Genomic DNA, 22,394 nt, shown 5'->3' with positions numbered 1-22,394 from the left:
CCTACGTATAATACAACTCGTTATCGAGATCAGGCAGTTCGTCGGATAGCATATCCTTTGTTGATTGCTCCGACGTGTACGTTAGAGAACGAGTCAGCTGTGCAGCTTCAGCAATGCGATTCTGCATATGCTGCTCTTCTTTTCGCTGTTTCATTCCGTTCTGAATTGATTTTCGGGTTGATGATTTACCAGTTGGAAAAGCGGCTTTACCGTCAGAATTGTTATAGATTTCGAAGATTTTAGTATCACGCTCTGCACGAAGATAGCGTTCGTTTTCTTTCGCCCCCTGAGCAATAACTTTTTCTTCAACCAGGCGATGTTCGACGATCTCCCACGGCAGGTCTAAATAACGGCTATCGTTGTTAATACGCTTTAAGTCCAGTCTGATAAACTCTCCGCTTTCAGCTCGATACCAAAGGCAATTCACGAAATCTTTTAATCGTTTAACTGGGATTTTGAAGCGCTTTTTAATTGCAGTGTTAAACATGCTGACAATGCGTGGGTGATCGGAGATGTACTCCAAGCCTCCAAAAACAATGCCGTGGTCAGTTGCGGTGGCATCTTCTTCGGGTAAAAAAGCCCAATAGACTCTCGCTTGGTCATCAACTGTCGTTGGTCGCCCCCCAGACATATTATGTTGTAAGCTGTGCAAGTAAATTGCCTCAGGACATATATTACAGCCGTCTATCGCCGCCTTAAAACCAAGTTTTTTCAGACGATTGGCAGACTTGTTTTGATAACAGATTTCTCTGATCAGAATGCCAACTACTTGCTGGTAGGTATACGTAGCAGCATTCGATGGGTGGCTTTCTGTCCGATCTTGCTGCTTGAAAATCGAACCGGATAAATGATGAATTAAGCTGTCATTTAATACCCCGAATGACCTTTCAACAGTTCCTTTGCAATCGCCCCGATAAGCGGCCGCAAGATTGACTGCGGAAATACCCAACAGACTCTTTAGCGCACTAGAAATTACGCAGTCCTTATATTCACGACCATTGTCAATAGTAATTTCCCTGGGAATATGATACGCCGGCCAATCATCTTCCGAGATGTCCAATCCATATCGGCGTGCAAATTCAACTTTATCAAGACAAGCGTTTGCAAGCGCCTGAGTGACACCAGCCCAGTCCGGACCTGAGAAGCCTAAATACATACCAACGATCATTGAAGAGTACACATCAATAACCAGGTAAAGCACAGGACGTCCAACACTTAGTCCTGCTTGATATGGATAGGCTACATATAAATCCAGCACGGTGGCATCAACTTCATATCGATGTGTTGCCCCAACTACACCATCGAGTGCAGATCCCGTTCTTGGAGCAATATCTTTGGCATATTTTAGATGACCGTGCTGTATCTTGGCTAAGGTTTCAGCATCGACCAGTTTTCGGAAGTGATAATAAAACTGGTGGTAACTCAAACAGTCGCTCTTAGCAAAAGGCACTATTATTTTTTGCATACTTCCATCGTCAAGGTCACGCAGCATTTCTGTACGTTGATAAGTCGCATCAAATAATTTGTGTGCAACCTGGACGGAAAATTTCTTATTGGCGGCTTTAAACTTGTTAGAAACAGCGAGAATATTTCTCTTGTCTGCCTCACATACGCCTCGTGTTTGTTCCAAAGGTAATGTTGATTTGCGTCCACGCTTCGTTTTAATCTCTGCGACAGTTTTGTAGGTTGGGCTGTTAGTACCGGAATTCTTAAGCCCAACGGGTAATAGCGCATTCTTCGTCATTCCCAACGCTATGTATCTGTTTAGCGCGCGATAGTACGCTGATTTATTAGCCCACCCTCCCGTATTAACTTGAGCTATAATCTGCTGACTTATTCCATTCCCAAATAGGTATTGTTCAATCAAATCAGGAGTCGCAAGTGAACGCAGCAGAAGCCAATTTGCATCTCTCTTCTGTAACCAACTAGCACGGCCTTTGGATTCCAGAGCCCTGTCAGAAAAGCTCAGCTCCGGCGGCAATTCATACTCTCGCTCAGTCAACCCATTCACAAGACAAAAATCAGCCAGCTCAGCAAGCGTGAAAACAAGTGGCTTTTCGAAATCGCCCTTAGCCATACGAACCATGTTGGACAACGCGAAATATTCTCCAGATTGGCTGATTGCACAAAGTCTGTATGATTTGATGTCACCAAAATAACCACTTCCAACATAAGGCATACAATGTCACTCCAGCTCAATTGGACGATATTTTTGCAATTTGAAGGAATGAACTAGATTAACCAGCTCATGTAAGATGCAAAAATAGAACAATTGCTCCGCAGCAGACTGATCAATGCCCAGTGTTACTGCGCTCGTATTAAGTAAATCAGACAAATGTACGTAGCGGCTTTGCTCCCAAATTTCGTAGAGCACAGCTGAAAACTTCACAGCCAGGTCTTTGTCAACCGAATCTTTAAGTCCTATCTTGCAAAACTGAATATTCCAAGCCCGTTCTTTAGTCGCATGCAGCTCAGTGATGATGCGATACTCAATACCTCGACGATTCCAATATTCCTGCTCAATTTTCAGCTTCTGAATAGTACGTGTAGCTGAATTTGAAAATGTACTACAGGTCAAGTCTGTATAAAGTTCAGAGCTGTATTTGAATGTGTAAGCAGTTTTTTTACTGCCAACAGCGTCAGATTGGTTGACTGTTTGAGTGACAATCAGGAAATCAGTTGTCATGACGCTCAGCTGTTTAGTTTTGTAATTACGTGGATGAACAAAACCCAAGTCTTTAGCGATAGAGATCGTTTCGGCTATATCCAATGCATATTGCTCTAGGATGCTGACAGTGCGGGGCTGTGAGATCATAATCTCATAAGCTCTGCGCTCTCCATCTGACAAAAGATGAACTTCCCTTTTTTGTATGTCACACCAAAGCCAATGCCTGCGGCCGAATTTATTTACTTTTCGCACAGTCAAGTAGGGTCTATAAATTTCTTTATTTATAGTGCGCACCCAACTATTGTATTTAACAACATCCTTTTGATTTAAACTTAGCAATTCCATACTACCCTCCTGACATTTTTATTATTAGATCTGAAAAAAATTATTGTCAATATTAAATTTATAAATATTCCCAACATAAATTCAATAACAACAAAAATGATAAACAACTTAGATTCAATAACAACAAAAATGATAAGCAACTTAGATTCAATAACAACAAAAATGATAAGCAACTTAGATTCAGTAACAACAAAAATGATAAAGTCAAGATTGAAAAAACAACAACAAAAAGGTAAAACCTGGCGCAAAAACGGCGTAGTAAAAAACGAAGTTATTGATTATAGCCAGCATCCCTGCTGGCCTCTTTGTGCTAATGCAGCGCCAATGACAACGGCACACTCAGGGTAAAATCGTCCATAAAATGCACGTCGTTTTCAGCTAACGTCAGCCGGTACAGACGCTGCTCATCCAGATCGGTAATTAGCTCGCCCATCGCATACACACCATAGTGCGTAAAAAAACGAGCCGTTTTGTACTCGAATCGTACAATGGGAGCAGTTTTGATCAGGTGAAGTGGTAAGCCTGGCTGCTGGCGCAGACCGTAGGCGTAGCTCAGCCCCCGAGAGCGGTCTTTCTCAATAAAATATTGCGCCAGAAAGCCCTGATGCCGTTTTACATTGCTCATTCGTAGTACTCCTGTCCCGTTTGATCTAAAAGAAACCGCACGAACTTGCGTTGCATCTGATTGAAACTGAGAGTGAGTATGCAGCTTGGGCAGCAAGCAAAATGTCTTACCCAGTAAAGCACTGCTTCTGCGTTATCTGCCGATCTCCCCGATCCACAAACGGGCACCAGCAACTTGCCATACGGGTCAATTTTTAGTGCCGTCATCAAACTGGTAGTCAGGTTGCGTGTTTGCCGGCGAAAACGTTGTTTTAAGAGCTCATTACGAATTGCCGGCGGAAGCTCAACATAATCACCATGACCATTTGTTAGATTAAGGCCCCGTAACCATGCATGGTTTTCCTCATTCATGTGATTCTGTGCTAATTCGTCATTGGCCCTAACACATGTCGATACATGCCTGCCAGAAGCAGAAGCAGCAGGCAGATATACCGTGCCGTTTTTCGCCTTTGTCGATTGCAATAACTTTTTCATGGAAATAACTCCTTTAGTGCATTATCCTAAGTAACAGAATCACATTTAAAAAGTTAAAATGTCATTCTAAGTGAAATTTAGCATCGCAAAATAACATTTGCAAGCGCTTTTTGTCATTTAAAATGATTTTTTTTTATCAGGGGTAGCAAAATTGATTAGATGTCACCTGGCCAGACTGATGGGCGAACATAAATTAAAAATCGTAGACGTCGCGCGTGAGACCGGCTTAAACCGCAATACGATCACGTTGCTGTATAAAGAGACCGCAGTGAGGGTAGATTTTGAGACAATAGAAAAACTCTGCGAGTTGTTTAACTGCAAAGTCGAGGATCTGTTTGAGAGGGTTTAAAAAGGCTTTTATGGACGCTAGCCCGCTATATTGCTAACTCTGGATTCTCGGCTTAGTTGTCCAGATATCTCATGAGTTAAAACTATGGCTAGCCGAGTGAGCGGCTAGCCAACTTAACAGCCTTAACGTCTAATCATAGTTTGTTCAGATACAGAACAGAGGGCCAATCAGCACTGTTCTTAACATGGCCAGTGGTCCAGACTTTGATCATTTGTTCAAGTTGCTCTTTAACATCTGTGAATTCAAATCGATAGAGTTCTCTGCTGACATCGTGAGACCAATACCCCACGCCCTGATCGAATGCAATTGAATACTGCTCTCCATCTTTCAGCGTCAAGATCAGTTCTCGGCGATGCGGAACCGCCCCTCTGTCCTTATGAATCGATAAATTCACAGGCAAGGAAATACCTTTTTCAAACCAGATATCAACTACTTTTTGGAATTCTTCTTCACAATCCCAATCGTCATGCAATCGCCATCCGGTTCGATCTTTATGATTAAACAACGAGTTAATAGTAAAAGACGGGGCCGGTAAACTACCCAAACCACGCATAACTTCACCTAGCAGAATAATACTCCAGGGAGATTGGATATACCTGTCGGTATAATCTAAAGACTCAATACCTACCTCACCTATTTTCTGGGTGATATTAGGGTACTTGGTTCCGATAATGTCCCATAGCTTTTTGCCAAATTGTTTTACAGGACCATTAAGTTCGGTTGAAATTTCTATTCGGCCTCCGTCTTTAAACTGATGCCAATCCGAAGTATCAACACCGCTCCAAATAGGCGCATCAACTAGAATCGCTGCTACAACCATACAATCAGGCTGGCTCTCCAACCAGTTATTTCCGGGTACAAGGGGCGTTTCATTTTGTATTGCAATACCATACATTTGCTTGTCGTTACCTACAGCAACAGCCAAAAACCCACCATTTTTTGCAACGGCTGTAGTTGACACGAGTTCGACGCCAAGTTCCTGATAACGTTTCAATGTTTGCTGCATTGATTTGGAAAGTTTCGTTGCAGGTAGTACAAAGGACAACGAAACATTGTAGTACTCAATAATCTGCTCAACATAACGATGCACATGTCTAGCATTGAGATCCCACTCGTTTGGGTTCTGTGATAGCCAAATGCAAATTTTAGTAGCTCCTTTACTTATCCTGTAAGCAATTTCTTCCTTTATTGAGTGGTAGCAATATTCTGCTTTAGGCAAAAATTGATATTCTGCCGGAAGATGGAGGAAGAGAGTAAAATCTTCTCCCAGCCATCTGAGCGAGACATTTCTATTGAGATTATTCGCATCATGACGAGTATTAGAGTCCAATAGACATGAAGAGCAGGCATCATCGCAATTATCGTGGCAGGCCAGGCCTTCATACATTTTATGCAGCAGTATATTAATATCCTTTGCTGCACTTGATGCAAAGCCTGCGCCGCCAGAGAGTGTGTCATATAGTTGAATAACCATGCCCGGCAGATTGGATATTTCATCTACAGCAGCCTTTACAAGGTAGCCAATCTCAGCGGTTGATATACCTCGCATTTCTGCAAGTGCATTACGCAATGCTACAGCCAACGTAAGGGCTATAGTTTTACCTTCTTCCGTATTAGTTATGAATTCACCAGAAACCGGATGGCGCAGTGTCAGTTCAAAGGCGTCTGTGTAGCTAGAGCAACCAAGGTGAATTTCTTTTTGAAGATTTCCCTCACACAACTCCTTAAACTGTTTGTCATCTTTCGATTTTGGTGTAGAAAGTATTGGTCGATGCTTTTCGTTTGGCTGAAGAGTTTTTGGATATTCACTATCAGCCATCATTGATTCAGTTTTACCGCAACTTAAACAGACAGCATAGCCGGTGCCATGTTCGCCAGAAGAGTGTTGGAAAAGTTTGGCATTGTCCCCAACTCGCATGCGTCCAACAGATGGATTCGGAAGCGCTTGATATTGTCCAGAAACAGACAGCCACGCCGGTTGCACAGGGATATATTTCTGAGAGCTGATATCATTCGTCGGCTCTTCAAAAAAGTCTGTAACAAACCCTGTTGGTTGAAGCGTTTTCTTAATTTCCGATTGAGGGGAAAGAGCGATTAAGTGGCCACAAGAATCACATTCCAATTCTGTTTCATCGACGATAGTTTCAGTTAATCCGGTTTGGCCACACTTGCCACATTTCCAGGCAAGGTCAAATTTTTCGCCGCCCCGCTCACCGAACTTCTGCCAGTTCAAAGATACTCCCGCAGATTTAAACACCCGGCCGTCAATAACAAGCTGAGAGCCTGGCGCATATTCTCGTATGGCAACTGCCAGATTACGGCTTGGCATGTCTCTCAACAGTGAAATATTATCTTCGCGGATTTCTTTCTTTTTATCTTTATTTTGTTTAGCTCTTCTGTAATCAATAATATTAGTGTTATTTAAAGTCACCACATCAGTTGGGAAACCATAACCGGGTAAAAAGGTTTTTGCCGCCAGCTCTTTAAGCAGGTATTCAGTGCGGTGACGACCTAGCTCCAAATTAATTCGATACTCAAATGGTGAGTCTTTTGCAGCTTTCTTCAGTTTTTCTAACAAATCATTAAATTGTCCTATCCATTTTGATTCAAGTACTTCGATCTGCTTTCTGCTATTGTTGATCAATCGATATGGCTCAAACGATTCAAGCGCAGTGCCTTTAACTAAATCCTTAACTTTAAACTCAACGTCTTTTAAACACACGTCCAGCCACGCTTTAAATCGCTCACAAACTGACGACCGATCCTGTTCAGGTTCAAAAAACCATTGTAGATTCAGAGCCGTTTTTTCTTTTTCTGTTGGCCCCACAATTCGTTGTAAGAACTCAGACAATAGTAATGAATTTACATGCCGATAGACTAATCGCTCCGAATTAAGAGATATGTGAGGAGCTGGAATAGCGGTGATAAAAGGCCACAGTGGCTCACTAAACGCTTGTCTGTCATGCGGGTTACTTTTACATAGCGTGTAAGTTATTGCTCTGGACTCTTTACTTCGCCCTGCGCGCCCGGCCCTTTGCAAATAATTTGCTGGATGAGGCGGGACGTTATTCATGACCACTGCTGATACTCCGCCAATATCCACGCCCATTTCCATAGTTGTTGAGCAGTTCAATACATTAATTTTTCCAAGTTTGAAATCATTCTCGTATTTTTGCAGGCGATCAGCCGACTGCTGAGCAGAATGTTCAGCAGTGCGGTAATAGAAACCTTTTTCAACGGTTCTGTCGTTAATGTCCGTCCAAAGACTTCTATCTCTAAGCGCTTCGATACCTCCTTCCCGGTGCACCAGCTCACGCATTTTAATTAATCCCTGAGCATAATCTTCCTGAGAAATATCAAAAGTCCAAAACGCAGGCATACTCACTTTTTCACAAAGTACATTTATTGCAGACAGGTCATGTGGCAGATACGGTGTTAATCCTCTGAATACAGTATCTATAAGTTTATTTGTCTGGGGACAGACAAAACTGGTATCAGCGAAAGAAAATGTTATCTTGTCAGGGTTCAAGTAGAACAGATTCCCCTCGTTGTCTAAAATTCGCTTAGTTGTTAGGGCATTCCATGCTGCTTTTAGCCATTCATTGACGATATCAACTGCAGCGCTGTCAGAAACATCAAAATTGGCGGCTATAAATAATAGTTTGCCTAACCTGCTTTGATTTTGAGAGGTAACCTGGGGCCACTTTTTAACCCGTTCGCTGGTAACTTCGTTAGAGTCAGGCTTTAGAAAACGCTTTGGATAAAACCTACGGCCAACCCATTTCAGCAATTTGGGGTCGAGTACCACATAGGAGTTTTCTCTGATATAGAAATCCAGGCTAACTTTCAAGAAATCTTGCCAATCCTGCACCGAAAAACCATAGGTGACCCAACGTTCTGGTAAGGCTGTTATGTTCTCCAGCCCAAGGTAACCAAGTTTAATAATACCTTGGGTCTCTAAGCTATTCTGCCGCTTTGGCCGTCTTGCAAACTCCCGAATCAGCAGCATTTTTGCCAGACTCTTTCCGCCCATACTATCGTCAAACAGCTCTGGGTTGGCATATTTGTTATAAGAAAGTATCGAGTGCTTGATATCAGTCTTTTCAGACAACAAATCAATCATTTCAGTCCAGCTAACCACTATCGGTTTAAAGTCAACATTACTCGCTTCGAGTTCCAAAATCTGTTTCTCAAGTTTTGCTGCAAATTCATGTTGGCCGGCCGCTTTTAATGCTGCAATTGCTTGTTTTTGTTGTGCTATATCGTTATCTGATACATTAGCTGTTTCAGCTTTATTCGTCAGCTGTCTGTTTTGTAGTATCTCAAAAACTAGCCCTCGCAAGCGGCTGCGCTCTGCCTCTTGCTGCATACGGACGGCCATCCTAGCGGTGCCCTGACGACTATCAGTAAAAGTAATCAATTTACGACCCCGGCCAGGAAGTTCTGCCGGAGACAATTTATTATCTTCATCAGGCTGATGGTCAGGGCAATACTCTAAAATCGTAGGCACCGCATTGGCAACATAGAAAGGAGAACCTAAAATGGCTCTGCGAATAGGTTTACTGCCGTGCGCTCCTTTGTAACCACAACAACCACATTCATTCTCGTAATCTTTAATTAGATATAAATGAATAGGCTCAGATGCCGTGCCGATTGCGGCTGTTTCCTTATCAATTTCAACAGGAATGTATTGACCGGCTTTGTCAGGGAACGCTCGAAGAGTAACAGGGAAAGTGGTTTTGGCTCCCTTCAGCCTTGCGCCATCATCCTCGTTTTCAGCTTCGTCTGTATCAAGCAGCAAGGAAAACTCATCGGAAACAAAAATGTTGCGCTGTACTAAAGTCTCACCACTTTTTTCTAAAGCAAGGAGATGAGGTGAATTGCAATCGTCACACAAGCCCACTTCGCACACAGGAGCGCCGCAGTTGCAGCGACTTCGCTGACGTGTGTACACCACACCGAAAGGCCAATTTCCCTCAAGTGACGTCCCCGTTTTTTCGTTACATTTTGGATCAATGCAACTCCATAAGCCGTTCAGCATCGCCTGGAAAAAATGTGCCCGAACTTTTAAAAACGCTTCCTGATTTTCCTCAGCCTTGGTCCCTGTTAACAAGTCAATCCATTCAAGCATTTCTGATGTCGAGAAGGATTCGCTTGGAAAACATTCTTTCAAGTGTTGTCGTAATGCAGACAACTTTATGGCTCGTTGTTTATTGTCAACAAATTTATGTCTGATCTCGCGTGCTATCGGCGACTCACACAGCATTTGGAACCGCTCTTTTGATACCTCCCCCCCACTATCAACAGCCACTAGCTGCTTTAAAGAACGCTTTCTACTAGCCAAGGAAGGCAGTGAGGGTACAGCTCTTGTGCCATCAATCACCACAATTTGCTCTTCGGAAACGTTTGCCAAATTTGCCAGGTACGTTTTTAACTGTTGATTGGCATTTTCATCTGCAATGGTTGCAGATGTAGCAACAAATCGAACATTTTTAGCCTCGACGCCGAACGCCTGAATAACGCGGCGTAATTGCATCGACAATTCAGCCGCTTGAGAGCCTACATAAGAATGAGCTTCGTCTAGTACAATCCATCTCAATGACTTTTGCTTTCTGGATGCTTCGATAATAGGGGAGTCTATATTTCTAACCAGCATGTATTCGAGCATGGTGCCATTTGTGACAAGTATAGGTGCAGGCTCCTCTCTCATTAACTCCCGCGACAAAATTTCGTTTGGTCGCTCTTTCTGTTTATCTCGAACTTTCCGCATTTTTTCAGGCGTATTGCCATTGTATAAGCAGTATCGAATGTTTGAGCCAAATGCTTGTGTCCAGGCATTTAACCGTTCACGTTGAGAATTAATCAGTGCGTTTAATGGATAAAGAAAAATCGCTCTAACACCAATCAGCTTTGCATTAGATTGGTTAAATTCACGGTACAAATCTTCCAAAACTGGCACCATAAAACATTCTGTTTTTCCTGAGCCGGTGCCACTGGTAACAATCACTGACTTAGGCTTTTCTGCCAGTAAAGTCTGCCAACTTACTAATTGGTGCGTGTACGGCGAAAAATGACTGGCGAAGCGATATCTGTTATTAATCGTTTTCCCTTCGACACTTTTCACTTTTTGCTGATCTAATGAATTCACAAGCGGTGAACTGAGTAAGCCTGTGTCAGATAATGAATTCAGCGTATATTCTTTTGCCTGCTCCCATCCGAATGTGTGTTCCAAGACTGGATCCGCCAGGAAAGAATCTGGTGCGCCACATTCTTTCGACATCTGCTGTTGCAGATACTTTCTAAGATTTGGATTGGTAATACCTAATACACCCAAAGTAGATTCTCTGGCACGATTGATTGATTGCTCAACAAGGCTCGTGAAATATTTCATGCTTCGTTCTCTTTATTCATTTTTTCGTAAATGCTGACAAAATAGCTGTAAGCAGCGCCAAACCAATCGCGATCGAATTCCCGAATTTTTTTCATCTCATAAATGGCATTAGGGTCAAGCCGGACATAGTCTTCAATCCGCATAATGCCAGCGGCAACAGCGGCAGCTACAGCAGGGTAAAAAACGACAGAAGTTTGATATGGTTCGCATTTCATAAAACTGGTTGCATGACATTGCTTTGCTGCATTTAACAGCGGTGTATTTAACATATCCGGCCAAGAGGACTCGGCATGAGTTCTAAGTAAATCCTGAAGCCAGCATTGATTTACTAAAAGCTTAGCCTGAGTCTCATCTAAGTAGGTTTCAAACTCACCATGCACGAGGTAACGAGTTAATGGCGCGGGAAAAGATGCCACACAACTTGTCAGGTTTAAAAATAACTCTTCTAACTGAGAGGTAATTACTTTAGGGTCTGGCAAAAAGCGGCCAATAAATGACCGATACTGACTTATAGCTTGATCCCAATTATTAATATGCATCATTTCCCAGAAAATCGGCAGCTCGACATCCAGTTTTTGAATAAACTCTTCGTTCATTTCAAAAACAAACAATGCCACGGTTAAGGCGCGCTGATTTTTAGCAATCTCATGCCATACCTGAAATGTTGACAAGGGTAAGTGTTTAGTCTCTTGCCAAAGCGCCCGCAAATATCCCCAACTACGGTGTGTGATATTGTCGGCCATATCTGAGATCACCATGCCAATGACATCTGGGTTGGACGTTGGGTGATAAGCCCTTACTGCTGACTGAAGCGTATCAATTCGTTGCGCTGTATACTTTTCCTGCTCACCGTTTAAATTTACTAACCGTGGTCTGAAAGCGAGATCATTGCCCACTCCAGGAATAATAAGCCACACATCGCCTTTAAACATTGCCGGCAGCAGTTCATATCGATCCACTACAATGTCACCCAGCTTTTTAGCAGGAAGATACTCACTATGCCGCTCAGGTTCAGCTATTCTAATCGCTTGCGGCTGCTCACTAAACGTATCGATACCGTTACTGCTGATAAACGAAACAATATTGTGCTTTGTATCTATTTCGAGCTCAGTAATATATTTTCTAACGGTATATTTTTTCGCGTTAACGCCATTTCGTATTTCAATTTCAACCTCTGCATCAATACCATCATCCAGCGCGCTTAAAGCAAAAAGCTCCATGATTCGCTCTTTAAAGCTATATAAGCTAATAAATACTGGTCGATTCCCAACTTTAATTTTCGATTCAAACCTCGGCGAATTACGACAAATTGGTTTCAGCGCTACGGACAAAGTAAAGATCTCGATATAGTCTTTAGCAGAGTAGAGCAAAACTTTAGAACCCAAGAGTTGAGGCACGGTAAGCGATGTACCAAGTTCATCCCCTTTGCTATCAAAACCAAACACGCCAGCAGCTGGAAATGGCAACGTTATTTCAATTGGGTCACTACCAAGATTGGCAGAAATGGACAGTCTTATAGTTGACGGTGGCTTCAGTCCAACACGCAGAAAATAAATGTGTGTGTGCTCTTGTTTACTATGTTCACACTGCGCCCCCTCTACCACAACCTCAACGAAGATCGTTGTCTTGGTAAAAATGTGTAATTCAACTCCCTGTGCAGTGGAGTGAAAGTTGAGCATCAAATCATCCGGCAATACACCTAATTTTCTTCTTAAAAGTACATCACCTTCTGCATTTTTCAGGCTAAAAGTATGAATGCCATATTTCTCGTGATTCTTTAATGTATGTTTAGGCTTGTCGTTGATAAATTCAAACATGTTGGTCGCTGTTTGACTGTCAGCGTCTGGCAATATTACTTTGGGCAAGCCTTTGTAAACTCGGGTGGGCCTGGTTTCCCATTGAAGCTCTTGGCCAGATAATTCGAACGCACCACTGCTGTTATAAGTTGAGTTAGTACAAATACGGTAACGGTTACCATTGTCTTGTACCCGAACTTCACCAAACACCTTGTACCAATGAAGTAATGTGCCCTGATACGATAACGTTTTTTCTAGAGCCACTACACCGCTCAACGACTCCAACCTAGCTGTTGCCGAGACAAGTACATAGATCGATTTGGCTTTCACACTAAAGCTAGATTGTCCGCAGTAGCTGAAGCTATTGTTAATTTCTTCAAAACCAATAGGAGTCTCACCGATTGGGAAAGCTGATGCTGATATTTCCTGTCTATCCCGGCATATTCCTGACTCTGTGAGTTCAACAAATAGTGGTGTGTGCGGATTTCCCCGACTAACCACTATGCTTTTTACTCTTGGCCTGACTTTACATACCCGCCCCTCAAACAGGGCATAGACGCTACCCAATTGAGCAGACTTTTTAGTGCCTTCATCCAGTCCAAGCTCGAGTCGGGTTGAGCTAACTTGTGATCGTTCGATATCAAAACTGAGGCTTTTAGGAAATGTGATCTTTGTTTTGATCTTGAGCGTGTCGATATCAATGACGTGATCGCACGTTAGCTTCGTTTGAACATTTTTTATTGACTGGCTGGCACTACTCGCCTGTTCAAGCCAATTGTTAAGCAACTCACGGCCCGTCTCGTCATCTAATGGTATCGGAAAATGTTCGCGCCAATTTGGTATTAATTTATCTAATTGCTCTGAAGGCTTTTGCTCCAAGTTATTAACATCGACTTCATTTGCTAGTCGCATCAGATTTCTAATCACGCTGGCAATAAGTTCAATACTCTCAGATTCTGAGAAAACAGAAGGCAAATACGTAACGTTCTGCTTAATTAACTCCGTTAATTCGATCCCTAATAATTCAACACGAAAATAGTTTTTCAGTACCCGCCATACTAGCGAACCGAACTTATTGTCAGACTGACGTATCAACTGGAAAGGCAAGCCCCCCTCAATAAATACCGAGCCTAAAAAAGTCCTGGTTCCTGATACCTCAAAACGGCGAACGGTTCTCTTCCAAAATAGTTCCAGGCCCATGGGCACAATCTGACGGAGGTCACTTTGATCAAGCTGTAACCCCAGTTCTTGCCATATTGGAGACCATTGCCATCCATCCGCTGTCTGATACTCTCTTCTGTACCATTCAGAGCAAAACAAGACGAAGCAAGCAGCCCAATGGCTATGGCGGGAGGTAGTTAGTGATGTTTTGGGATAAAAGCGTTTTGTCACTTCGCGCAGCGACAAATATTCTTCGTGTGAGATTTGATACGAAAAAAGAGGTTGCCCAGAGGGGCTGTTCAATCCCCTTTTTTTAAGCAGCGTGCTAATGAAATCAGAGGGCGTAACCGCTGCATTTAAAACAGTTTGTGTATTCTGCATCATAATCACCTAAATCCTTTTATGCGCTTAACTTCAATGCAATCTCTTGGCTGTAAAAGCCCCTTGCCTCACACTCAAGTTGCAATTCCCGCCATTTTTTCTGCCGCGAATAATTAGCAGCCATCTTGGACGGCATGCATTCTATCAACACCTGATGCACACCAAGCCGCTTGATATACTTTTTCAAAATGGCTTTTTCTTTATTTTCTTCTGCCACCATGCCGGCATAAAGAAACATCAGAATAAATTGCACCTCTCGGGGAGCTTCATAATGCATCGCCATGCGAGTTATGTTATTGACTAAACCACAATTAATATCATTTGTCACTAATTTGAACACAGTTAGAAAATCTCGATATAACCAAAATCGTTGTAATGTCGTGGTATATTTTTGCATCAAGGAAAATACCTCCTCATCGCGGATGGCATGGGCAAAACCATTACGCAAATGATAAATGCACCAACTATCAAACCTGCCTTGTGAAAATACCAACCGTGTCCCATCCAGCAAATTCGAGATCAGAACCGCTTTAGCTTCAAATTTTTGATTCACTAAAAATGCCATAACTCGCTCTCCTTCAGTTCGCTATTTCTGATTAGAACGTGGCTGCATCAGCCAGGTGACAACAGCATTAGTCACCATTCTTTTTCCGCAATTGTTGGCAGCAATTCCGCAAGCCAGAGCGAAGCAAAATGACACTGTGACGCTATAGGGCTTGAAGAATTGTTCAACCAACGGCATGCATAACATGCTGATTACCAGCAACAACCCAGTGAACAATGACACCACCATACTGTCGCGCCAGAGTAAAAAGGCTTTATGGGCATCTTTTACCAAGGGGGCATTTTGCAGTGGTTGGTAGATATGCTGGTACCAAACCCGGTTTTGCTGATCCTCCGTGGCATTTAACACCATAAACGGCATTATCTTTTGTTGAAACGCCAACAGATCGATTCGCTGATCGTGTGCAGCAAGCTGCATAAATCGGTGGCCCGGCAGCGCATTTTTCCGCCGCAGATACACCAGTTGATGCTTTAAAGATGCCGGTAGCACATTACTTAACAGTGCCGCCATCAATATAACCACAGCCATAACAGCACTATCGGCAGAAAACCGCTCAAACAAAGCCCAGTCAAAACCGGACTGCGATAGGTAATGTGCAATAAGTAGCTGTGCCGCAATAACGGTTGCCAATAGCGGCAAGTTTTGAGTTTTTAACGATATCCAAGCCATAGTTAAACCTCCTCTTCATAAGAAAAGTGGTATGGCTCTGCAGTCAAAGAGGACCAACCGGCACGACCAGGAGAATTGTGCTGATGGAGAATCCCAGACCCACGTGTTACTAATACTCGTGCACCACGATGAGAAAACGCATTCAATACTGCTTTACGAGGGTGCTTTGGCTCACTGGCTTTGGCGGTTGAAGCGATCGCGGTCACACCGCGTTGTACACCTTCAGCCACCGGGCTGCCAATAAGACGGTTTAGCACTGTTGGGCCAACATTACGCCGGCTACCATGGTGCGGAATTTGAATAAGCTTTAGCTCAGCGCCGGAGAAACAGCAATCAATTTGGTCAGCTGCATGTTCTAATGCCTGAATACCCGCATCTGCGGTAAATACCAGACGGCGCCCATCGACTATAAGCTGAGTAATAACGCTGGAGTTATTTTTAGCAGAAGTCTGGCCATCATCGGAGATATGATCATCACCCCAATTCGCAAAAAACGTTTTTACCGCACGCATCGCTTTATCAAACCAGCCTTCGTTGCTAACAGAGCGGCTTTCAGCACGAGCCGGCATACCTTCAAAATCAGGAATAAGCGACTCATAATAAGACTGGCTGGGGCCCAATACTTTAACAGCACCGGATTTATCCGTCAGACCAGTGAACGGCTCTTTCAGGAGAATGCCCTTGCTGTTTGCCAATTTGGACAGGGACCATGCACGTTCTAAATTTTGCTTTAAACGCTCACCCAGACCGCTATCCGTTAACCGGCCATCGGCAAACTCATCCGCCAGCTTATGGTTATGTAACCAGGGCTGGTGCAGCCACAGCTCGTTAACCTGCAGTTCGTTTAAAATGACTTCAAGGCCGTTTATATGGTCCTGATCCGGGTGGCTGCTTATAACCAGATCGACGATGTCCGTGCCAAAATGATTGCGGATATGCTCGACCAGCTCACTGCCGGTATCGCTATAACCGCCATCAATCACCACGACAGTTTGCTCATGGCGGCTGCCATGTAAATTGCCAAACCGGATGGCAATTGCATCACCGCTTTTAGACTCTGTACCCACACCTAAAAAATCAACTTCGTAACCCATTTTGAATCTCCTGTGCAATATTTGACACAAGAGGTAATTCAGGAGTTATGCCATATAGTTTTATTCATAAATTTCAATGGAATACAGTCATGGACATTCTTTTTAAGATCCACTTAAAGTAATAATATCTACACAATGGTAAATATTATTACTATGATGGGATTATTAGCGCTTGCGAGGTTTTAGATAAATGACATTTGACGAATTGCCAGTGTTTGGCGCGTTGGTGTCCGGTTCTGCTGCAAACGGTGCAGCCCCACCAATAAGTGTCTTGCAATAATCCAGTAAAACCTGCACCGGAATAATTTTATCTTTACCTTTATTGATCCGTTTGGGTTGGCTGTTAAGGTAAACCGCTAACTCCAGCGCCAGCTCGGGCGATAACTCTGTCTGGCGTCGGTCAGCTAGGGTTTGAGTTACCCAGAGCCTGGCGTCACTGACATGGCCGTTTACACGAAGGTCGGTGTTTTTAACCCACTGTGGTGCAAATTTAATCTCGCTTAGGTTGCTTAGCAGTAGCGCAATATCACTGCGCGGCATTATCTGTTCGATACGTAGCGTTTCGGCCAACACCCACTGCCATTCCATTTGCAGGCGCTGGGTTAACTCTTCAACGCTCATTAGCAAATCTATCGGGATAAACAGGGTAAAGCGGCTATTGGCTTCGGTAGCAATAATGGTTTTATGCCGGCTACGATAGCTGTTTTCAATAATATGTAGCTGCCAGCACATTTGCTTGCTGTCGCTGGTAATAGTATTAACACCCACCTGCTGGCCAGGCTCAGCTGGCAGCCGGGGTAAGTCTGCTTTAAGCCACTTGGTAAGCGCATTGGTTGTGCAGAATAAGTAATTCATCTGTTTGCTTTTAGCTCTTAAACCGCATTATTAAACAAGAAAAACAGCCAAATCAGCAAAGTGCCGGATAGCGTAAACGCCAGCAGAAAAATTAGGCCGATTTTGGTCACATCAGCCACCAGCTGTTTTCGCTGTAAGGCAATTTCTTTTAGCAGCTTATCGGCCAGCGTTTCTGCCTGATAAGCAGACTTGCGCATCAGTTCGTCTGCATGGGTGTTAATTAAACCTATTTTCTGGTCAATCAGTGGCGAGATATCATCATCGATAATTTTCTTCGCCACCTGGTTTACCTGCTCAAGCTCTTTGGTCCAGTCGGTATTAAATAGCGCCATTACACTTTCCCACTAAGTCAGAGCTTAGATTTAATGCTAACCAGCATTTTTTCAGTGATGTTTGGCTTAACGCAGTTTAGTTGCTCACTGCCGCATGAGGGGCATTTATCCGGCACCTGGCCGGGTAAACGCACATCGCCCATCGGCGGAAATAGCTTGTTCCAGCCGCAAGACGGGCAAATAAGCTTAAAAGCTGAGGTTTGTATTGGCATAAATTCCCGGTTCCTGGATCAGCTGTGTTTCAGTTTTGCTTCAAGTGTCAAGCCTTTAATGCGTTGATGACCAAGACCGTAATGAGAAGCGCATGGTAACTTTGCTATGAGAACTTAACCTTTACGATATATGATGTCTCTGTAAAATCTTTAGCGCTAAACTGCAGGCTTCCATTCGCTGAGTAGATTTTAGCCTTAAGTTTCATTGCCATTTCTCTGTTGGTGTCGTGCCTTGATACTTCTTTAATCTCTAATGTTGCACTAGTACAATAACCTACTTCTCTCGCGGTTATTAAAGCATTCCATGACGGCTCAAAATTAAGCCAAGCATAACCGCCTCTTTCAAGTTTATTTCCGTCTTCCCATGGTTTGCCCCTGAGTGTAAAAACTCTTAAGTTCTTTCCGTTTCTTTGCTGACTTAAACCATCCTTGCCATCTACGTTTAACTCTCCAGCTAAGCCTACTCCAGCACCAATGCTAGCTGCGCGAGCCTGTTCAGTTAAGCTGTCGACGTGCTTAACAATTTCCACTTCAATTGCGCCCAAGTTCACAAGAATTGAAAGCAACTCAGACTCTCTTTCCTCAAAAAGAATATCGTCGAAATTCTGCTCTGGTATGTAGATATCTTTTTTATCTGAGTGTGAGTATTTTGCTAGTGGATGCAATCTATATGCCTCACCAACCCTTGGATGCCCCGGAGGAAACTCGTAGCCTCTTTCCACTGCATCTTTCAAACAAATAGAATGTTTGTGAATGAATTCGTTCAAAAATTCAATACTTCCCTTCGGTACTTCTTCTTCAGCGCCATCTTTTGATGAAAATGCTTTAATTAATATTGGGGCAACAGTTACGGCGCCCGCTAACAGTGCCAGAGGCGTTGAGCTCATTACATACCTCAAAGCGTATGTCTTCGCTGTTCCTTTTAATAAATCCCCTGAAATATCAACAGTTTTAAGGGGGTCTTTGCCCGGCATAGTAAAGTTTGGATAAGGCAGTTCGGGTAGATCTTCAGTTATATAAATTAAGTCCATGCTCTTTACTTAGTTCCAATAGTTAGTACTAATAATTAGAATAGTGTGGTAAGTGCTGATTGCTCAAGCTATCTACAAATTTCATCAATAATCTCATGTCCCTTTTAGCTTCTAAATTCAGTATCAACGGAGCTGAGCCTTAACACACGCGGCACCAAAGTTTGGGTGTCATTATAATCCCGGGTTGCATTATCAACTTGTGTCTTGGTCATCGTTCTTAGATTTGTTGAAACCTGACGCTGTTCACGTGCATTAGGTTCAATAAAGCCTCTATCGAATATTACCCCGCCTCGTTCTGTGAACAGTAGACGTTGATGTAACTGTCCAGTGTCACCATCATTTAACCAAAACCAGCTTAAGTTAATGTTTTCTGGCAAATGTTGAAGCAATTGTCGGAAATGAGCCTTAACAAGGTCGAAGTCTGCCGCCTCTTCACTGTAAATTTCAATTGCACAGCGTCTACCGTTAAGCACATCAAATAAAGCCTTCAATACAGCAGTGACATTGGCTTTTGTTGGACATGCGTAAGGATCAACCAATCTGATTTTTGCTGCACCAATAAGTAACGGTGCCAACGGGCGAATTAGATCTGCTGCCTGACGTGGCACATCGATAGACCCAAGCGCTTCAAAGTCTACATGTTCAAGCAGCTCAATTGAACTTAGATGCTGCGGCGGCGCATGATTATCACTGCCCACAATGCTAAAAAACGGCTTCTCCTCGCTTACAAGTCGTGCTGCCTGATGCCAGTTATCACCGACATACTCACGCCCCGATTTTATCAGCGCTCTGTCTCGCAATGTTGTTAGCAGGCTAGTAACTCTCTTCCGTTGCATGTCATTTAAGCCATCCGTAAGCTGATCATTCACTTGTCTGACCCAACTGTTTGGAAATGTGCAAATCAGCGCGCCACGGCTGAAATCAAAACTCCCTTTGAGCATCGCCAATTTATCTATTGAATCTACTTGAACTGGATTTACCGCGAATTCTGCAAACAGCATCAGAACAACTCCTTGTCCCGCTCTTCAAAAAAGCCATTTGGCCAAGCCGTATTAAAATCACCATCCGGGGTGACGCCAATTGAGCGTATGCGTGTTTCACCTTCATGAATCTCGCAGAAAATGATCTGAACCTGAGCAGCTTCAAACGGCAATGGCTGTTCATGGCCTCCTCGGATTCGCTTTAACAGTCTTAAAACCATATGCTCACTATGGGTTTCAACAAAAAACTGTTTGCCTGCACTGAATTCATTAGTTTGGGTTAGCATCAAGTCAGTCAGCTCTACCTGCCAGGCCGGGTGCAAATGCAACTCTGGCTGCTCAATACTGACAATACCAATATCAGACTTCATTGCGGCAACAACAAACGGGAATACCTGAGAGACGCCAGCGCCAACTTGAGATGGCAATAAAGCATAAGAGTTTTGTGTATCTGTCAGCGCAACACCATATCCTTTCGGTGCATTAATAAACTGATATTTACAGTTGAAGTGCAGCTGATACCATTCATTCACCTGCTGTTGCAAGGTTTTGCTACCGTGATAAAACCCATCCCAGCCGGCCTCCCCGTCGTACCAACGCGATTTCTCCGGTGATCTTTTTGCTACGAAGCTGCGTTTAGGCACTACACGAAGCGGGCCAATATGTACCAAGCCGGCAAATTTTTTCTGCAGCAGGCGCAGCGGACCAAGTAACCCCTGAGACAGAGATGCTTCAGCGAAAACCTTGGCTGCTAATGGATGCTCATCAAAAAAAGCTGACCAATCCCAGGGAACAAAATCCAGTTTTAAACGATCGGTAGCATCGGGTAATGCGGTGTCTCCGGCATGAAAAGGAATTGGACCCCAAAGCCCTTCCTTAATTGAATCTGCCAAATTTTCGAATATGTCTGCTACAGGCCAGTGATACACATCTATGTAAGAAGCAAAAACGGACTTTTGGCCCTTCTCAACTTGTAAAGTTATAAATGGCTTACCATTTACAAACGAACGGTACTCGCTGACATAGGCTTTGTTATCGAGGTTGTTCCATTTGATATCCAGCTCAAAAGACGGATTATCTGTCTGGCTATCTGGATACCAGCCCGTGTTATCTTCAACTAAATTACGCTCCGCTTCACTGATAAATTCGTCAAACACATCCAAATCATCAGAGGTATCTAAGTCCATCCCCAATGTAATGGTATTATTAATGTCTTTACCAAACACCAACTCTTTAAAGCCGCCAAGGTACAAGTGTTCGCCGGTAATCGTTGAATACTCGGGGTCAGCATTGCGGTTTACAATCACCTCGAACAAATAAATCAACGCATGCAAAATACTGCTTTTGCCTGAGCTATTGGCACCAAACAGCATGGTAACCGGCGCCAGCGGGATAACCGCTTTACGCCGGATGCCTTTGAAATTCTGGATGGTGATAGATTTAATTTGCATGCACTTTCCCTGTTTGAGTAATTATTGTTCTGCTACACTGTCTGCTTAAGCTTTTACGGGCATTGCAGACAATTGTGAACTGCTTAGATAAGGCACTTTACCTGATGGGACTAAATTGGCTGCAGCGTCTAAATGCACATCTTGATCATCGAAGAAAATATGTGGTTTAAACGCTTTTAGCACTTTGCCTTTCTCCAGACCTCCTAAGAAAAAAGCTTCATCAACATAAACACCCCAAGCACGCAGTGTTTTAATTACCCGCATTTCAGACGGGCTATTACGAGCGGTAACTATAGCGATTCGAACCGGTGAGTACTCGACACGCATTGGTAACCTGTCTTGCAGTTTTGCCAACTTCTTAAGCAACGTGGCGTAAGGCCCCTCTTCCATCGGCGTGTCTTGCATTGCATCTTCTTGTGCATGAAAAGCGGCCATGCCCTGTGTTTTATATACCAGCTCGCTTTTATCAGAAAACAGTACCGCATCACCATCAAAGGCAATGCGGACCTGACCTTCAGGTATAGCTGCATTGTCTTTTGGTGGGTCTTTTAATATCGCCGCCGCACAATTGCCGGAATCTATCACTTGCTGGGCATCTTTTACGTCTGTGGTTAAAAACAAATCGACATCAAATGCGTCCGCATAATCTGCAGCCGATTCACCCGCAGTAAATGCCGAGCGTGTAATGTTTAACTTATCGTGACGAATGCTGTTTAGTACCCGCAACCCTGTATCCGGGCTATTACGCGACATTACTACCACCTCAACCAGTGGTGATTTGTCATCTTTATGCATGAACTGGTTTAATCCAAGCAAAGCTTTAACCAGTGGATATCCCGTTCCAGGTTGCAACGGAATATCCTCATGCTTGCGCATATAATCGCGAAACAGCTCTATTGCTTTGTCAGGATCTTCCGCCTTCGCCTCACGAAACATCTTGTCAGACTCGCTCATGTCAAACAAAGCTGTTGCAGATATTCCAACCACCAAAGTGCTACTTAAATCGAAAGCCATAA

General features: G+C 43.5%; 17 protein-coding genes. 1 reads left to right on the top strand and 16 read right to left on the bottom strand.

All coding sequences use genetic code 11. The annotated features are described in order from the left end of the window. Nucleotide 1: 1 nt before the first annotated feature. The 4 genes from ACTZWV_RS06085 to ACTZWV_RS06070 all read right to left on the bottom strand — a co-directional run bounded on the left by ACTZWV_RS06085 (nucleotide 2) and on the right by ACTZWV_RS06070 (nucleotide 4,111). Complete coding sequence (locus ACTZWV_RS06085) at nucleotides 2-2,179, bottom strand: hypothetical protein (protein WP_444785682.1); 2,178 nt, start codon at nucleotides 2,177-2,179, stop codon at nucleotides 2-4. Between the two features lie 6 nt (nucleotides 2,180-2,185). Further along, on the bottom strand, nucleotides 2,186-3,013 hold the full coding sequence (locus ACTZWV_RS06080) for a TnsA endonuclease N-terminal domain-containing protein (protein WP_444785681.1): 828 nt from the start codon (nucleotides 3,011-3,013) through the stop codon (nucleotides 2,186-2,188). A gap of 310 nt (nucleotides 3,014-3,323) precedes the next feature. Further along, complete coding sequence (locus ACTZWV_RS06075; RefSeq protein WP_444785680.1) at nucleotides 3,324-3,638, bottom strand: hypothetical protein; 315 nt, start codon at nucleotides 3,636-3,638, stop codon at nucleotides 3,324-3,326. Further along, nucleotides 3,635-4,111 carry a hypothetical protein gene (locus tag ACTZWV_RS06070; RefSeq protein ID WP_444785679.1) on the bottom strand — a complete coding sequence of 159 codons (477 nt, stop codon included), beginning with the start codon at nucleotides 4,109-4,111 and terminating at the stop codon, nucleotides 3,635-3,637. The genes ACTZWV_RS06075 and ACTZWV_RS06070 overlap by 4 nt, the downstream gene beginning before the upstream one ends. A 151-nt stretch (nucleotides 4,112-4,262) precedes the next feature. Between ACTZWV_RS06070 and ACTZWV_RS06065 the strand changes: the two genes are divergently transcribed. After that, nucleotides 4,263-4,460, top strand: a complete 198-nt coding sequence (locus tag ACTZWV_RS06065) for a helix-turn-helix domain-containing protein (protein ID WP_444785678.1) — start codon at nucleotides 4,263-4,265, stop codon at nucleotides 4,458-4,460. A gap of 133 nt (nucleotides 4,461-4,593) precedes the next feature. Here the strand turns inward: ACTZWV_RS06065 and ACTZWV_RS06060 are convergent, their stop codons facing one another. From ACTZWV_RS06060 to ACTZWV_RS06005, 12 genes are all read right to left on the bottom strand, one after another. Next, complete coding sequence (locus tag ACTZWV_RS06060) at nucleotides 4,594-10,851, bottom strand: DEAD/DEAH box helicase (protein ID WP_444785677.1); 6,258 nt, start codon at nucleotides 10,849-10,851, stop codon at nucleotides 4,594-4,596. After that, nucleotides 10,848-14,192, bottom strand: a complete 3,345-nt coding sequence (locus ACTZWV_RS06055; RefSeq protein ID WP_444785676.1) for an STY4851/ECs_5259 family protein — start codon at nucleotides 14,190-14,192, stop codon at nucleotides 10,848-10,850. The genes ACTZWV_RS06060 and ACTZWV_RS06055 overlap by 4 nt, the downstream gene beginning before the upstream one ends. Nucleotides 14,193-14,208: 16 nt before the next feature. After that, a complete protein-coding gene (locus ACTZWV_RS06050; RefSeq protein WP_444785675.1) occupies nucleotides 14,209-14,754 on the bottom strand; it encodes a DUF7004 family protein in 546 nt (181 codons plus the stop codon). 21 nt (nucleotides 14,755-14,775) lie between these two features. Next, nucleotides 14,776-15,423 (bottom strand): hypothetical protein, encoded by a 648-nt coding sequence (locus ACTZWV_RS06045; protein ID WP_444785674.1) that lies wholly within the window; start codon nucleotides 15,421-15,423, stop codon nucleotides 14,776-14,778. 2 nt (nucleotides 15,424-15,425) lie between these two features. After that, nucleotides 15,426-16,547 carry a ComEC/Rec2 family competence protein gene (locus ACTZWV_RS06040; RefSeq protein WP_444785673.1) on the bottom strand — a complete coding sequence of 374 codons (1,122 nt, stop codon included), beginning with the start codon at nucleotides 16,545-16,547 and terminating at the stop codon, nucleotides 15,426-15,428. 135 nt (nucleotides 16,548-16,682) lie between these two features. Then, nucleotides 16,683-17,372, bottom strand: a complete 690-nt coding sequence (locus ACTZWV_RS06035; protein WP_444785672.1) for a hypothetical protein — start codon at nucleotides 17,370-17,372, stop codon at nucleotides 16,683-16,685. 17 nt (nucleotides 17,373-17,389) lie between these two features. Next, a complete protein-coding gene (locus tag ACTZWV_RS06030) occupies nucleotides 17,390-17,704 on the bottom strand; it encodes a hypothetical protein (protein ID WP_444785671.1) in 315 nt (104 codons plus the stop codon). 17 nt (nucleotides 17,705-17,721) lie between these two features. Then, a complete protein-coding gene (locus tag ACTZWV_RS06025) occupies nucleotides 17,722-17,916 on the bottom strand; it encodes a hypothetical protein (RefSeq protein WP_444785670.1) in 195 nt (64 codons plus the stop codon). Between the two features lie 104 nt (nucleotides 17,917-18,020). After that, nucleotides 18,021-18,947 carry a hypothetical protein gene (locus ACTZWV_RS06020; RefSeq protein WP_444785669.1) on the bottom strand — a complete coding sequence of 309 codons (927 nt, stop codon included), beginning with the start codon at nucleotides 18,945-18,947 and terminating at the stop codon, nucleotides 18,021-18,023. Nucleotides 18,948-19,051: 104 nt separating this feature from the next. Then, the gene (locus ACTZWV_RS06015) at nucleotides 19,052-19,948 is read right to left on the bottom strand and encodes a hypothetical protein (RefSeq protein ID WP_444785668.1); all 897 of its coding nucleotides are present in this window, start codon (nucleotides 19,946-19,948) and stop codon (nucleotides 19,052-19,054) included. Continuing rightward, nucleotides 19,948-21,378, bottom strand: coding sequence for an AAA family ATPase (locus tag ACTZWV_RS06010; protein ID WP_444785667.1), 1,431 nt, complete (start codon nucleotides 21,376-21,378; stop codon nucleotides 19,948-19,950). The genes ACTZWV_RS06015 and ACTZWV_RS06010 overlap by 1 nt, the downstream gene beginning before the upstream one ends. Nucleotides 21,379-21,423: 45 nt before the next feature. Then, complete coding sequence (locus ACTZWV_RS06005; RefSeq protein WP_444785666.1) at nucleotides 21,424-22,392, bottom strand: 5'-nucleotidase; 969 nt, start codon at nucleotides 22,390-22,392, stop codon at nucleotides 21,424-21,426. Between the last annotated feature and the right edge of the window lie 2 nt (nucleotides 22,393-22,394).

This window comes from Rheinheimera sp. NSM (assembly GCF_052380015.1).
In the GTDB taxonomy this organism is placed as follows: Bacteria; Pseudomonadota; Gammaproteobacteria; order Enterobacterales; family Alteromonadaceae; genus Alishewanella.
This window is presented reverse-complemented; position numbering and strand designations above follow the sequence as displayed.